The organism is Paenibacillus xanthanilyticus, assembly GCF_042682185.1.
Classification (GTDB): domain Bacteria; phylum Bacillota; class Bacilli; order Paenibacillales; family Paenibacillaceae; genus Paenibacillus_Z; species Paenibacillus_Z xanthanilyticus.
In genome coordinates, this window is the sequence record NZ_JBHUHA010000001.1 from 3,204,633 (window position 1) to 3,219,574 (window position 14,942).

The following is a 14,942-nucleotide window of genomic DNA, read 5'->3' on the forward strand; positions in this document are numbered from 1 at the left end:
ATGGTGCTTCCGGCCTGATGGCGATCGCTTTATTTGGTCCAACTCGCGAAGGCTTCCGCCGGCTCCTTGGAGGTGTCAAACCGTTTGCCGACAAGCGATGCGAGCTGTTCGAGCTCCTTCAGCAGGTTGGCGAATTGGTCTGGGAAGAGCGATTGAACGCCGTCGCCCGTCATGGAATTATCGGGGTCGGTATGCATCTCGATGATCAGTCCGTTGGCGCCTGCCGCCACCGAAGCTTTGGACATCGGCTCTACCAGCTCGCGCCGACCGGTGCCATGGCTCGGGTCGGAGATGACAGGCAGATGGCTCAGCTGCTGGAGCACCGGAATGGCCGCCAGATCGAGCGTGTTGCGCGTGTAAGATTCGAACGTTCGGATTCCGCGTTCGCAAAGCATGACGTTCGGATTGCCGCCCGCCAAAATGTACTCGGCTGCATTGAGAAACTCGTCGTACGTGGAGCTGAAGCCCCGTTTCAATAGGACCGGCGTCTTGATCGTGCCTAATTTGCGGAGAAGGTCGAAGTTCTGCATATTGCGCGTACCGACCTGTAGGATGTCCGCGTATTCCGCGCAGATGTCGACATATTCCGGCGTCATGACTTCGGTTATGGTCAGCAGCCCGTGCTTGCGTCCCGCTTCGGCCATCATGATCAAACCTTCCACGCCGACGCCTTGGAAGCTGTAAGGACCCGTACGCGGCTTGAACGCGCCGCCGCGGAGCACTTGACCGCCCGCCGCCTTGACGAGGCGCGCGATCTCGTCGATCTGCTCCGGCGACTCGACTGCGCATGGACCGCCCATAATGACGAGGTTCTCGCCGCCGATCTTGACGCCTTTGATATCGATAACCGTATCGTCCGGGTGGAAGTCGCGGCTGGCCAATTTGTACGACTTCGAGATCTTGATGACGTTCTCCACGCCCTTCATGGAACGCAGATGCTCTGCAAGCGCCGGCTCGGCCTTGCCGATAATGCCGATGACCGTGCGGTCCGTGCCGCGAGATACGTGCGCCTGTACGCCCGCTTTCTCGATATGCTGGACGATCTCCGCGATTCTTTCTTCTGTAACGCTATTATTAGTAATGACGATCATAATGGACAACTCCTTTTCTACTTCAACGCTTATACGCTTTTAAGCTTTTATGCTTTTATTCGTTAAAGTGATTTTACCGAAAAAAACCGGCTCCGTCAAGAGTCCGGTTCTCGCTATTCCGTGGCAGGCAGTCTTGACGCGCTCGTCTCGAGGAGGACGCGCCGCAGCTTGCGTTTCTCTTTGCGCCGGCTAGCTACCGCCTGGATGCAATATTTCACCGGGAAGTAGAAGATAACGCCGAGAATGATCCCGTCGATAATGCCGCCGACGATCAGCTTCAAATTCACGAGCAGGATATGGTCGAGCCGCTGGGCGAACCAATCCGGCCCGAAGGGAACATGGATCTTCATGTTGTCCGGGAGCACCCAGCCGCCGACCCGGTTATTAATGAACGCCACCGGGATAAAGATGATCTTGCCCACGACGAACCCGATCAGCGCGCCGGCCAGGCTGCCGCCCAGCCAGTAGATCAGCGGGAAGATGAGAAAGAACGCGAGCCCGTACGTAGGCAGCGTAAACATCTCGATCGCCATGCCGATGGAGAAGCCCAGCGCCACGAAGGCCGCTCCTCCGGGGGCGCGCATGAGCTGCGTGTACTTTAATTTGATCCAACGCTTCCAAGAGGGAGACTTCTTCTGCTTGGCCATCGCCCGGCGCCCCCCTTCTCTAGCCTGTCGTCTTCGTGCGAAGGGTCGGCAGCAGCTTGTTCATGTTCACCGTTCTCTTGATTTCCCACGTCGCCGGATTCGCTTCGTCGAACTGTTCGAGATAGGTGATGACTTCTTTGGTGATCGGCGTCGGCGTAGAAGCGCCCGACGTGACCGCGACGCGGGTCTTGCCCTTCAGCCACTCGATATCGATCTCCGATACGTCGGACACCCGGTATGCCGTCACGCCCGCGATCTCTTCGGACACCTGCGCAAGCCGGTTGGAGTTGTTGCTGCGCGGGTCTCCGACCACGATGACGAGCTCGGCCTGCCCCGCTTGCCCGGCTACCGCCTCCTGGCGCACCTGCGTCGCCAGACAAATCTCGTTGTGCACTTCGGCATGCGGGAACTTCTCCTGCAGCCGCTGCATCAGATGACGAATGTCCCACTGCGACATCGTCGTCTGGTTCGTAATGATGATACGCTCCGAATCCAGCTCCAGCGCGTCGATCTCCGCTTCCCGCTCGATCAAATGGACGCGCTCCGGCGCGACGCCGATCGCGCCCTCCGGCTCCGGATGTCCCTTCTTGCCGATATAAATGATATCGTAGCCCTCCGCCGTCTTCTCGCGGATGAGGTCATGCGTCTTCGTCACGTCCGGGCATGTCGCGTCGACGACCGTCAGCCCTTTCTCCTGCGCGCGACGGCGCACCTCCGGCGAAACCCCGTGAGCGGTAAAAATGACGGTCCCTTTGTCAACTTGCTCCAAAATCTCCAGACGATTCTCGCCGTCAAGGGTAATAACCCCCTCTTGCTTGAACGCTTCCGTGACATGCGCGTTGTGCACGATCATGCCCAAAATATAAATCGGCCGCGGCAAATTCTGATCTTTGACGGCTTGCAGCGTCAAGACCATGGCGTCGACGACGCCGTAACAATAGCCTCGCGGCGATATTTTCACGATTTCCATTGCCTGCACCTGCTTCCTTAACCAATGCCTGAATGATACCTGAAGACTATTATACCTGATTCGATTGGTCAGGGAAAGCAATCGGCAGCCACACAATAAATGTCGAACCTTCCGCCTCCCGGGTAGAAACTTCGACGGAACCGCCATGCTCGTCGATAATCCACTTGGCGATGGACAATCCGAGGCCCGTGCCGCTCGTCTTGCCGCGAGATTCATCCGCGCGATAGAAGCGATCGAAGATATGCGGGATTTCGTCGCTGTTCATGCCGATGCCGGTATCCTTAATGACGATGCCCGCCTGATTCGAGGCGCGCTTCGCGTACAGATCCACGTAGCCCGACGGCGTGTACTTAAAGGCGTTCTCGATGAAAATAAACAGCAACTGGCGGATATAATCGGCGTTCGCGTTCACTTCGGCTTCATCGAGCGCCGACAAGTCGCCGATGCGGAATTCCGCCTGGCGCGGCAGCATCTGCGCCCTGCGCGCGACGTCTTCGACGAGCGGCCGCAGCGGCTGCTCGTGCTTCTCCATGACGGAGCCGGCATCCGCCCTCGCAAGCGACAGCAGGTCGTTCACGAGCCGCGTCATTCGCTTCGCTTCGTCAGCGATATCCTGCATCGCTTCGCGCGTCAGTTCGGCGTGCTGAGGTGAAATAACCGGCATCGCGCCTTCTCCGCCGTCGTCGGCGGCCGCGAGGAGCGAAGGGCGCCACACTTTCTCCATGAGTTCGATGTTGCCGCGAATCGTCGTCAGCGGCGTCCGCAGTTCATGCGAGGCGTCCGATACGAACCGGCGCTGCGCGTTGTACGCTTCGTCCAGCTCGTTGTACGTCGTCTCGATCCGCTCCAGCATCCCGTTCAGCGTGTCGGTCAACTGTCCCAGCTCGTCGTTGGGCCCCTTGCGATCAATGCGCACGCTCAGGTTCGATCCGTCCCGTACCAAATCCGCCGCCTGGATGATGCCCTGCAGCGGCCGGAGCGCCTGGCGAGAAATAATGAGGCCCGCCACGAACGTCAGCAGCACGACGCCGATCGAGGAGAAGATCAGAATGGTTCTCAGATCGGTCAGGTACTGCGCTTCCTGACGCGTAATCACGGCGCTGTGGATGACCGCCACGACCTTGCTGTCGATCAGAATCGGGAATTGATACGCGAGCAGCGACGTGTCGCCTACTTTCATCGTGACGTATCCTTCCTTAATTTCGTTCGACTGCTTCGGATAAGGGAGCTTCACTTTGTTGTCGACGAGATTTTGCGAACGCACCAGCTGCTCGTTCTCGTAATTGTACGCTTGCAGGAAAATGCTACGGTCGAACCGCGCGCCGAGACCGAAGTCGATCCAAATGCCCCGCGGATCCCGGTTGGTCGGCATGCTGATCGCGACGTTGTTATTCAAGCCCTCCAGCGCCGCCGCCTTGGCGTCCCGGTAGGTGTTAATATTGACGAATGTATAAATGGAGACGCCCAGTACGAGCAGCGTCACGGCCAGCAGGCCCGAATACCATAGCGTTAGCTTAAGCCGTATGGGCATGATGTCAGTTCTCCCCCCGCAGCACGTATCCGGTGCCGCGAACCGTTTGTATAAGCCGCTTGGCCCCGCCTTCCTCGGTTTTTTGGCGAAGCATGGCGATGTAAACCTCCAGCACGTTCGATTCCCCGCTGTAGTCGTAGCCCCAAATTTTATCCATGATGGAGTCGCGCGTCAGGACGCGGCGCGGATTCTGCATGAACAGATGCAGCAGGTCGAATTCCTTCGCCGTCAATTCAATCCGGCGGCCGGCGCGAATCGCCTCGCGGGAATCGAGATCCAGCGTCAGCTCCTCGAAGACGATGCGGTTGCCATTGTCCTCGAGCTTGTCTGTCTTGCGCCGCAGTAAGGCGCGCACCCGCGCGAGCAGTTCTTCGAGCGCGAACGGCTTCACGAGGTAATCGTCCGCGCCGATATCGAGCCCTTTCACCCGGTCCTGCACGTCATCCTTGGCCGTCAGCATGAGAACCGGCACGGAGCTGCCGCCTTCCCGCACCCGGCGCACGACTTCCCAACCGTCGACGCTCGGCATCATGACGTCGCAGATCAGCAGGTTCGGATCGCTCGTCAGCATCTGCTTAAGCCCTTCGAGGCCGTTGCCCGCCGTCGTTACTTCATATCCCTCGAACGCAAGGCTGCGTCTGAGCAAGGATGTAATTTTGTCATCGTCGTCGATGACGAGAATATGCGGTCTCATCCCGTTCCCTCCACCCATCTCATGTTCATGCAGCTATTATACCTGATCTCTCGTTCGGTTGGATAAGGCTATCCTTAAGCCCATCGACGCAGCGAGAGCGCGGGCAGCAGACGCTGCCCGCGCTCTTGGATGGCGCTATCAAAAGGCGTTCGTTATTGCTGAAGCTGCGGGAAGTCGTTCTTGTTGCCGATTTCGACGGTGATATCGATTTTCTGGCCGCCGCGGATGACGTCCAACACCACTTTGTCGCCGACGGCTCTCTTCTGGATTTCCGCGATCAACTCTTCTTTCGTCTTGTATGCCGTGCCGCCGATGCCCGTAATGACGTCGTATTGGCGCAGGTCAGCCATATAGGCCGGCGACTTGTACGCTACGTTCATGACGATCGAGCCTTCCGTGCTGGACAGGCCGAGTTCCTTCTGCGCCTCTGCCGTAATGTTGGTCAGCGTCGCGCCGATGAACGGAGCCGGCTTCTTCGGAATTTCTTTGTTCGCCTTCAGCGCTTCCAGATTCTCCATGATCGTGCTCGTCGGAATCGCGAAGCCGATGCCTTGCGCCTGCGAGCTCACCGCGGTATTGATACCGATGACTTCGCCCTTCAGATTCAGCAGCGGACCGCCGGAGTTGCCCGGGTTGATCGACGCGTCCGTCTGGAGCAGGTGCTCGTAGTTGCGTTCGCCGTCCGTATCCGCGATGCTGATCGGACGTTCTTTGGCGCTAAGCACGCCGACCGTGACCGTGTGATCGAAGCCAACCGGGTTGCCGATTGCGACGACCCAATCGCCGATATTCGTGTTGTCGGCGTTGCCGATCGGAAGCGTCGGGAAGCCCGTGCCTTCGACTTTCAGCACCGCGAGGTCAAGATCGAAGCTCGTACCGAGTTTCTTTGCCACGAGCGGCTCGTTGTACCCTTCCACGGTAACGCGGATTTCGTCGGCGTCGCCCAGCACGTGCTGGTTCGTCAAGATGTAGCCGTTCGCATCGAAGAAGAAGCCCGTTCCGAGACCGCTCAGCGTCAGCTCGCCGGAGCTCTGGCCCGAATCGCCCTGACTGCCGTCTCCTTGGCCGAAATCATCGCCGAAGAATTGGCGGAAGAACGGATCGTTCAGCATGCTGTTGCCGCCGCCGCTGTTTTGCTGGCGTACGTACGTTTCGATTTTGACGACCGCCGGGCTTGCGCTCTCGAAGATCTGGGCGATGTTGTTCGGGCGCACGACGTCGGCCGCGTTCGTCACCTTCGCGTCCGTGCTGCTGCTCGCCGCCGTAGAGACTTGCGTCGTCGCCGGCTGGCTCGTCAGCGACTCGGCGCCGCCGAACATATCCGATTTGTCCGCGTACACCATCAAGCCCCCGACCGCCACTACGCCGGCCATGAACGATGCGAATACCGTCTTGAGCGACGACCGGCGCTTTTCTTTCACCTGCCAGCCATTGCGGGCCTGCTGGGTCGGCGCGTACGGACGAAGCTGCGTCGGCGGCGTCACTTCGACCGCTTCCGTCCTTGCGTAATCGGATGAAGGCGCATCGCTCGCGCTAGCGGCGCGGGTTGGCTCGCCGGCCTCCACGCTGTTTTGCTTGAACGGACCGTAGGAGTAATAGTAGGATGGCTTCTCTTCTTGCGTATGATCGGCGCTCGCCGTCTTTTCCTTCGGCTCGTCGTTTTGGTTCTGGTCTGCGTTATTGTGAAAGAAATCGTCGAAAGGATGTTTTTTGTTGTTGTCGTCCACGGTGATTCTCCTCCTTGTGAGCGCTCGGCGCTCTTTGTTTTCCCATTGTATCGGCGTTGCTTTATGTTTCTATCTTGCACAATCTACCTTAAATCAAACTTAAAAAATGTATAAACGAAAATAAAAAAACCGACGCAGCGCTTGATCGGCGCATGGTCGGTTGACGGGCGATGCCTATTAATGAACGATCGATTGCTCTACCTCGTGCAGCAGCTTCTTCGCTTGGTCGACCCACTTGGGTTCGATCTTCGCATCGGGATCGACCGGCTTCTGAAACTGGTTCAAGACGGCCGCCATCGGGGGCATGGACTGGGAATGGTCGATGCCTTCATTGTAAAGATGCTTCAACACGAACGGCTGGCCGAGGCGGATCTTCGCGTCGTTGTTGTCGTTCTCCCCGTCGAAGCTGCCGGACACGACCTGGAACGGGATGCGCAGCCATACCTTGTGCGCTTCGTCCAAGTACCGGTCGAACATGCCATGCTCGTAATCCCAGTCGCCGCCAAGGGCGAATTCATGCTTATACAGCTCATTCTTCAGCTCGCTGAACTCCTGCTCGGTCGATTCGAGCGGTGACGATAACGGAACCATAAATCGGCACTCTCCTTGCTGCAAGTTGTCCTGCGCCTAGGATGCCCTTTATTTCCCGCTTTATCCACGCTTAAGGCCGTTAGCCCGTCTTGACCCAGCCTTTGCGGTGCGCGAATACGGCCAGCTGCGTCCGGTCTTCCAGCTCGCACTTCATCAGCAGGTTGCTGACGTGGGTCTTCACCGTCTTGATGCTGATATGCAGCTCTTCGGCGATTTCTTTGTTGGAGCGGCCCTCCGCGATGAGCAGCAGCACTTCTTTCTCGCGATCGGTCAGCCCTTCGTCCGCGCCTTGGGCCGTTCGCTGGCGAAGCCCGCGAGTGAGCGCCTGCGAGACGTCCGCGGTCATGACCGGCATCCCCTTGGCCGCGCCGTTCAGCGCGTAAATGAGCTCTTCGGCGGATACCGTCTTCAATACGTAACTAACCGCGCCGGCCTCGACGGCCGCGACGACCTTCTCGTCCTCAAGGAAGCTCGTGAGCATGACGATCTTGACGTCCGGGAACTGCTGCATGATCGCTCTCGTCGCCTCGACGCCGTCCATCCGCGGCATCATGAGGTCCATCAGGATCAAATGCGGGGGCCCGCCCGGAATACTGCCGCTCTGCAGCATGCGGATCGCCTCTTCGCCATCGCCTGCTTCCGCCACGACGTCGAATTTCGGCTCCAGCATCAAATACGTCCGCAGCCCCGCGCGCACCATATCGTGATCGTCTACGATCATTATTCTCCACAGATCATTCCCGCTCATCGCGTTCCTCGGCTCCTTTATGGCTGTAATTCGGGAGGGTGACGCGCACGCGCGTCCCGCTGCCCGGCTTGCTAATAATCGAGGCGTCTCCGCCCAGCTTGCTCGCGCGCTCGCGCATCGTCGACAGCCCGTACGAGCCTCGCTTCACTTGATCGGCCCGGAAGCCGGCGCCGTCGTCCTGAAGCGTCATAATAATCTGATGCTCGGTCTCCGCGATCGTCAGGAGCGCCGTCTGCGCGCCGGCATGCTTGACGACGTTGGCCATCGACTCTTGAATAATTAAGAACAATTGATGTTCCTTGGCCTCGGACAGCTTCTCCTTCACGCGCCACTCCAGCACGCCCTGCAGGTTATTCTGGCGGCAATAGTCGGGGAACCACTTATCCAGCGCTTCGCGAAGCGAGCGCCCTTCCAATTCCAGCGGCCTTAATTGGGCGATAAATCCGCGCATCTGCTTCTGCGCCATCGAGGACATGCTGATCAGCTGGTCCATGACCGACTCCGCCTTCTCGCGGTTCAACTCGAGCAGTTTCGGCAGCGAAGAGGCCGACATATGAATCGCGAATAATTGCTGGCTGACCGTGTCGTGCAAATCGCGCGCAAGACGCTTGCGCTCTTCCTGGACCGCCTCCTCGTTCAACGCGGCCTCCCGCATCACCTGCTGCTCGCCGGTGCGCTCGATCAGCTTGACCCGCTCTTCAAGCGCGGCCTGCAGCTCGTTGAATTCGCGGATCGCGGCCGCGAAGGAGCGCGCGCCTTCTTCCGGCAGCCGGATCGCGTAATTGCCGTGCGCCGCCTGCTTCAGCCCCAGATGGAGAAGATCGATGCGCCGCTGATAGCGCTGCGCCGCCCAATAGCCGAACGCGCCGCTGACAAGCAAAAAAACGGCGGCGACGCCGATCCACAGGTCGTCTTTGCCGACCTGCGAACCGACGTATCGCCCTCCGAATACCCACACCAATACCGATAGCGCCGACGATGCCGCGAACAACAGCATCATCTCGAACTTGCTGCTTCTCAGAAGACGAACCATCATATCGGCGCCTCACCCTACCTTGGTGACGCGCACATCACCGATAAAGGTGCTGACGATCAGCTTGATTTTTTTCTCGTTCTCCTGGAAGTACGGCGTTTCGACGTTCATATTCTTGAAGATCCCGCCTTCCTTCCGATCCAATACAGCCACATCGCCGACGAACGCGCTCGTCACCACGTTGACGCCCGTCTCGAAGTCGTTGGGCAGGAACACCTTCACGTCGCCGATGAACGAAGAGATGTGAATACGCGTCTCCCCGTATGGAATTTGCGCCTTCGTCAGGTCAAGCACCGTATCCCCGATAAAATGGGAGATGTTCATCGGTTTGAGTTCCCAATAATCGTGGCCTACATAAATGTCCCCGATGAAACCGGAGCGTGTCTGCACGTTCGGGTCGCTGTTCCACCATTCCATCCGTTCGTGGCGGCCGTAGGCATGCCGGTCTTTGAACTTATCGGCGCGATGTTCGATTCGCTCGCGCATTCGTTCCGCCCGGCGCTGCAGCTTCTCGGCCTTGCGGTTCCATTCTTCCTGCATCCGCTCGTTATGCGCGCGGCGCTTCCAATCGCGGCCGTCCGCTCCCGGGTGCCCGGGCTGTCCAGGCAACCCGGAGGTCGGAGGCCCTGGCGGCACCGGAGGAGCCGGGATCGGTTCCGGCCCGAGATCCGACGATTCGCCGGACACCTTCGTCGGGTCCGGATGAAGCGGCGGCGCCGGCGGCACCGGCTCGTCGGGGCGGAAGGACGGATAGGCGCGCCACTCTTCGCCTGGCGGCTTCTCGCTCTGCTCCTTCGGCTTCGGCTTCGCCATCATGCGCAGCCCGATCAGAATAATGACCAGCGGTCCGGCGAATTGCGCCAGGTCGCTCACCGACCAGTCGAACAGATCCAGATTGCGGCCAAGGAATATGAAGCCCACGGCCAACAGAATCCCCGAGCTCCACCAGGAGCCGTAGCCGCTGGCCATTCGCCTGACCGCTTCTTTGATGCCCAGAAACAGCAGGATCACGGGCCAGAAGACGGAGATGAGATCGCCGAGGCCATATTCGATCAAGCCGGCTTGCCGCAGCATAAGAAACGCGCCAATTCCTATTATAAACAGGCCCCACATTAAACGGTTCGCAAAATGTCCGTTCATTCGATTCACCAGCTCCCAATTGCTCTTGCAAGGTTTGTACTCCAAGTATACCCTAGGCCACCGGGGGCATAAAGGGTCTGCCGATTGAAAACATCTACGTCTGCAGACCGAGCTTGCGCAGGACGTCTTTCCAATAATATGAAAACGATGTCACATCTTATGTCTTCGCTGCGTTGACATCGTTTACATGACGCTTATATAATGGTGGACGAGCTATATGGCGACAGTTAACCTAACATGTAAACTTTCAGACGAAGACAGGGGATGAAAACATGGATTTAGCGGCTCTTTCCCAAGGGCTGGACACGATTTGGGTCGTCCTGACCGCAGCCATGATTTTGCTGATGGAAGGCGGTTTCGCACTGCTCGAGGCCGGTTTCGTCCGGCAGAAAAACGCGGTCAGCATCATTATGAAGGTATTTGTCGACATCACGTTCGGGGCGCTCATCTTTTATTTCGTAGGCTTCGCGCTTATGTACGGCAAAGACATCGGCGGCTTTATCGGTTCGAGCGGTTTTATGATGGGCGGCGACTTGTCGCATATCAACCTCAATATTACGCATGACACGTACTGGTTATTCCAATGCGCATTCGTCATCGCCGTCATCTCGATCGTCTCGGGCGCGGTAGCGGAGCGAATCCATTTCAAGGCCTACATTCTATACACGATCATCATGACCGGTCTCATCTATCCGCTGGCCGGACATTGGGTATGGGCAGTCGGCGGCTGGCTGGGCAAGCTCGGCATGATCGACTTCGCCGGCTCGGCCGTCATCCACGCGCTCGGCGGCTTCTCGGCGCTGGCCGCGGCGATCTTCATCGGTCCGCGCATCGGAAAATTCGCGGCGGACGGCAAGGTGAACATCGTACCGCCATCCAACCTGCCGCTTGCTTCGGTCGGCGCGTTCATCCTATGGTTCGGCTGGTTCGGCTTCAACTCCGGAAGTACCCTTAGCGCCACGAACGGCTCGATCGGCCACATCGCCGTGACCACGATGCTCTCGGCCGCGGCCGGCGGCGCGACGTGCATTCTGTTCACGATGTTCCGCTACAAGAAGGCCGATCCGCCGATGGTCATCAACGGCTCTCTGGCCGGACTCGTCGGCATTACCGCCGGCTGCTCGTTCGTCTCCGACGGCGCGGCGATCTTCATCGGAGCGGTATGCGGCATCGCGATGGTGCTCGTGACCGAGTATCTCGAGAGCAAACAAATCGACGATCCGGTCGGCGCCTTCGCCGTCCATGGCATCAGCGGCAGTCTCGGCACGCTGGCGGTCGGCTTGTTCGCCAAACCGGAATTGACCGATGGCGTAGGTCAAGGCTACTACGGCTTGTTCTACGGCGGCGGATGGAACCTGCTCGGCGTTCAGGCGCTCGGCCTGGCACTCATCTCCGTATGGGGCTTCGCGCTCACTTGGGCCGCATTCTGGCTCATTCGCAAAATCACGCCGGTGCGCGTATCCAAGGACGAAGAGTTGATCGGACTTGACGTCGGCATTCATGGCGTGCCCGCTTACAATCAGGAGCACGATTTCCTCGACGTCGAACGCCTGACGGCGGGTAAATAACGCGCGCTCGCTCCCCCTTCCCCCTCCGCCGAAGGGAACCAGAAGGTTAAGCATGTGCTTCCGAAGTCGTTTTTCTCCGAAAAACGTTCACCTCTGGACTCTGCTAATTAGCGCGACTCGGTTCGCGGCCGTCTTCGATGTGTCCTTACGAGAAGAGCCCGCTAGTCCTTCGGACTGGCTCTTGTTCGAGCTTCGTTCGCAACGTTTTGCCTTGTGGTGGTATCCTGTAGGTTACGTACTTGATGGGCCTTCGTGCTGACCATCGCTTTCGTCCGCTCCCGCGGACACGCTTTACGTTTTTATCCCAAACAAAAGACCGAATCCGCTCGCGGATTCGGTCTTTTTCATTTTCATATAAAGGAGCGAATTAGTGCATCTCGGCTTCCAGATCTTGCGACAGCGCCACGACAGCAGTCGGTTCGGAATGCTGAATCGCCCTGGCATGCTCGATCTCCAGGCGCAGCATCCTCACCTTCTCCATCGGTTTCTTGACGTAGTGAATGTATTCCACCGCAAGATGATGATCGGGCTTCTTGCCGGACAACAAACGGCGCAGCGCGGACATCGATTGATAGGCGCGCTCCTCCAGCAGGCGGCGCTTCTCATAGCGCTGGACCATCTGCTCGATCTCGCCGATCTCTTGTTCCTTCTTGGCGATATAGGCATTCAGAAACGGCAGCACCTCGGCAGCCTTCCGCTGCTTGAAACGGGCTGGCGCTGTATACATGATGGGATCCGTCATGACAATTCCCCTATCCGTCCATGTTATTAATGTTCACACCAACTATCATACACGAACGAATCCCGTTTGAGAATACCTAAATCCAGATTAATGCCCTTCCGGACGAATGGCGATGTCAGCTCCCATGACGCCGACCACGGTGCCATCTTGGCCTCGTATCGGAACAGCCACCGTCACGCAAGGCTGTTTCGTAATCGCCGATATGTACGGTTCGGACTGATACGAGATGCCTTCCATCGCCTTCTTCCACCAAACGCGCCCTTTCGCGTTGAGCAGTCCCGCGGCCGGCAGCGAGAAGATGAACGATCCGTCGGAGCGGTTCGACCAGACCGCCTCGATCTCCGCCTCCGCTCGCAGCATCGCCGTCAGCCTCCGTTCGTGTTCCGCCTCCCCCAGCTCAGCCAAAGCCGAATCGGCCGCAAGCCTGGTCAGCTTCGCCCGCGTCGCGGACGTATCCACCTCGCCGGCATAGTCGCGGTTCAGCCCGACACGCGCAATCGCCTCGCTCAGCGCAGCTGAAGATCGGTTCAGATCATCGCGAACCCGGTCCAGCTTGCCGATCTGCCGACGCTGCTGACGCGTCAGCTCCAGCGTGTCGTCCACGCTATGCATCGTGTCCTGCACCGACTCCACCGCCTCGCCGAGCAAATGAGTCGCCCTGGCCATATGATCCGATTGGCGCCGGCTGGCTTCGCTGCTTACCGCCGCCAAGTCGTCGACTTGGCGAATTTGAGCGACGATGCGTTCCATTCTCGCCTTCGTCCGGTTCATCTCCAAGGCCCCGCGTTCGACCGCCTGCTTCTCCAGTTCGACCGATCGGACGACTTCCGCCACGCCCCCCTCGATTTGCCGCACCATCGCGGACGAGCGTTTGACTGCCTCGTTGCTCTGTTCGGCCAGCTTCTTGATCTCTTGCGCGACGATGCTGAAACCCCGGCCGAATTCGCCTGCGTGCGCCGCTTCGATGGAAGCGTTGAGAGCGAGGAGCGACGTCTGCTCCACGATCTCTTGGATGAACGCGTTAATTTCTTCGATATTGGACGTCTGTTCTTGCAGGTGTTGAATATTGCGCTCCATCGACAACGTCTGCGCATTCAGCTCCCGCATGACGCCGTCGGTCGCATCGAGAGACTGCTCGACTTCCCGCGCAATATCTCCTGTCGTCTTGCTAGCACCGTCTAACTGCCCGGCCGTCGCGCTGATCTCTTCCGCCGAGGACGTTACTTCACGGAGGACCGAGAACGCCTGCTCGATTCGCTCGGCGGCGAGCTGGCTGCTCGCCCGCAAATCGCCTTCGCGCGAGGAAGAACGGTCCGCGATGGCGCCGAGACTTCCGATGGACTGGTTGACCTCCTCCACGGCCGCGGCCAGCTGGTCCGAGATCACCAGCGACTCGTTCGTAAGATCACGAAGCACATGCACCTGTTTCTCCTGGTTAGACGCTTTCTTGCCATTTGCCGCTTCCCGTTTCCACCGTAATTTCACCGGTACCGCCATCCTTTTTTTGTCATGTCAGATAATGCTACATTATAAGCCTCCATTCGACAAAAAGAAAGAGGAACCGACAACGGTTCCTCTTGTTTAGGTATGATTCGTGCCTTCGTTAAGTATCCGGCCGCGCTTATTTGTCCGCTTTCTGTTGAGCGGATTTGCCAGCGGAACTAGCCGTGTTCGCCGCGTTCTCTTCCGCAAACTCGGCATTGTATTGATTCGATGCATTCACTTGCTTGTTCTTCTTCGCCACTTTGATCACCTCCCGTACATGACATAGTATGGCAGGGCACCCACTACGGTATGTACGGAAAAGCTTGTCAATCAGACGTTCGTTTGTTCCAGCATCATTCGTTTAAGAAGTGCTTTCGTACGATGAATTCTAGCCTTTACTGTGCCGACCGGAAGCTGCAGCGCCTCGGCGATCTCTTGGTCTTTAAAGCCATAATAGAATTTATAAAGCAGCATCGTTCGTGACCTTGGATCAAGTTCGCCAAGCAGCTCTGAAATCTCCAGCAGTAGCTCGGCCTCGTAGGCGGATGGCGGATCGCCCGCCGCGGACAATAAATCCTCGTTGTCCGCCACCGTCAGCATCCTGGCGGTATGACGATTCATATTGAGCGCCACGTTCGCCGTGATCGTCTTCGCCCAAGCGTCCAGCTTGCTCGCCTCCCGCAGCGAATCCCTGCTCTGCAGCATGCGCAGCCAAGCCTCCTGAACCGCATCCTGCGCGTCTGACTTGTTGCTGAGCCTGGCGTAGGCGACCCGGATCATCTGGTTGTACAGCTCCCTCAGCTTCGCTTCGTACAGTTCAAAGGCCGCTCCATCGTCTTCACCGATCAATGGTTTGTTATCCATTCCGATCCGCTCCATCTGATTGATGACAACGTTTTGCAGAAGTTATTCTACCACAACAATATGACAAAAAAAAGAAAAAAACGCGGTCAACCCCTTGTTGTTCCGCGCTTT

At 58.2% G+C, this 14,942-nt stretch carries 15 protein-coding genes; 1 reads left to right on the plus strand and 14 read right to left on the minus strand.

Going from position 1 to position 14,942, the window contains the following annotated elements; genetic code table 11:
* Positions 1-29: 29 nt before the first annotated feature.
* The 10 genes from aroF to liaF all read right to left on the minus strand — a co-directional run bounded on the left by aroF (position 30) and on the right by liaF (position 10,172).
* A complete protein-coding gene (gene aroF / locus ACFSKT_RS13660; protein WP_377721549.1) occupies positions 30-1,091 on the minus strand; it encodes a 3-deoxy-7-phosphoheptulonate synthase in 1,062 nt (353 codons plus the stop codon).
* Positions 1,092-1,204: 113 nt separating this feature from the next.
* Positions 1,205-1,738, minus strand: coding sequence for a DUF2062 domain-containing protein (locus tag ACFSKT_RS13665; protein ID WP_377721550.1), 534 nt, complete (start codon positions 1,736-1,738; stop codon positions 1,205-1,207).
* 19 nt (positions 1,739-1,757) lie between these two features.
* Complete coding sequence (locus ACFSKT_RS13670; RefSeq protein ID WP_377721551.1) at positions 1,758-2,708, minus strand: 4-hydroxy-3-methylbut-2-enyl diphosphate reductase; 951 nt, start codon at positions 2,706-2,708, stop codon at positions 1,758-1,760.
* 49 nt (positions 2,709-2,757) lie between these two features.
* Entirely contained in the window at positions 2,758-4,239 is a 1,482-nt protein-coding gene (locus tag ACFSKT_RS13675) for a sensor histidine kinase (RefSeq protein WP_377721552.1), read from the minus strand.
* A 4-nt stretch (positions 4,240-4,243) separates the two neighbouring features.
* Positions 4,244-4,933 (minus strand): response regulator transcription factor, encoded by a 690-nt coding sequence (locus ACFSKT_RS13680; protein WP_377721553.1) that lies wholly within the window; start codon positions 4,931-4,933, stop codon positions 4,244-4,246.
* Positions 4,934-5,085: 152 nt separating this feature from the next.
* Positions 5,086-6,660, minus strand: coding sequence for a S1C family serine protease (locus ACFSKT_RS13685; protein WP_377721554.1), 1,575 nt, complete (start codon positions 6,658-6,660; stop codon positions 5,086-5,088).
* Positions 6,661-6,837: 177 nt separating this feature from the next.
* Positions 6,838-7,251, minus strand: a complete 414-nt coding sequence (locus ACFSKT_RS13690; protein ID WP_377721555.1) for a YugN family protein — start codon at positions 7,249-7,251, stop codon at positions 6,838-6,840.
* Positions 7,252-7,330: 79 nt separating this feature from the next.
* The gene (locus tag ACFSKT_RS13695; protein ID WP_377721556.1) at positions 7,331-7,999 is read right to left on the minus strand and encodes a response regulator; all 669 of its coding nucleotides are present in this window, start codon (positions 7,997-7,999) and stop codon (positions 7,331-7,333) included.
* Positions 7,986-9,035: a sensor histidine kinase gene (locus ACFSKT_RS13700; RefSeq protein ID WP_377721557.1), complete on the minus strand. Its 1,050-nt coding sequence runs from the start codon at positions 9,033-9,035 to the stop codon at positions 7,986-7,988. The genes ACFSKT_RS13695 and ACFSKT_RS13700 overlap by 14 nt, the downstream gene beginning before the upstream one ends.
* A gap of 9 nt (positions 9,036-9,044) precedes the next feature.
* Positions 9,045-10,172: a cell wall-active antibiotics response protein LiaF gene (liaF, locus tag ACFSKT_RS13705; protein ID WP_377721558.1), complete on the minus strand. Its 1,128-nt coding sequence runs from the start codon at positions 10,170-10,172 to the stop codon at positions 9,045-9,047.
* 272 nt (positions 10,173-10,444) lie between these two features.
* Here liaF and ACFSKT_RS13710 point away from each other — a divergent pair, with 272 nt between their 5' ends.
* Positions 10,445-11,740 (plus strand): ammonium transporter, encoded by a 1,296-nt coding sequence (locus tag ACFSKT_RS13710; protein ID WP_377721559.1) that lies wholly within the window; start codon positions 10,445-10,447, stop codon positions 11,738-11,740.
* 367 nt (positions 11,741-12,107) lie between these two features.
* Here the strand turns inward: ACFSKT_RS13710 and ACFSKT_RS13715 are convergent, their stop codons facing one another.
* From ACFSKT_RS13715 to ACFSKT_RS13730, 4 genes are all read right to left on the minus strand, one after another.
* Positions 12,108-12,482, minus strand: a complete 375-nt coding sequence (locus tag ACFSKT_RS13715; protein WP_377721560.1) for a hypothetical protein — start codon at positions 12,480-12,482, stop codon at positions 12,108-12,110.
* Positions 12,483-12,569: 87 nt separating this feature from the next.
* Entirely contained in the window at positions 12,570-13,967 is a 1,398-nt protein-coding gene (locus tag ACFSKT_RS13720; protein WP_377721561.1) for a methyl-accepting chemotaxis protein, read from the minus strand.
* Positions 13,968-14,103: 136 nt separating this feature from the next.
* On the minus strand, positions 14,104-14,226 hold the full coding sequence (locus ACFSKT_RS13725; RefSeq protein WP_377721562.1) for a hypothetical protein: 123 nt from the start codon (positions 14,224-14,226) through the stop codon (positions 14,104-14,106).
* Between the two features lie 71 nt (positions 14,227-14,297).
* Positions 14,298-14,831: an RNA polymerase sigma factor gene (locus tag ACFSKT_RS13730; RefSeq protein WP_377721563.1), complete on the minus strand. Its 534-nt coding sequence runs from the start codon at positions 14,829-14,831 to the stop codon at positions 14,298-14,300.
* Positions 14,832-14,942: the final 111 nt, after the last annotated feature.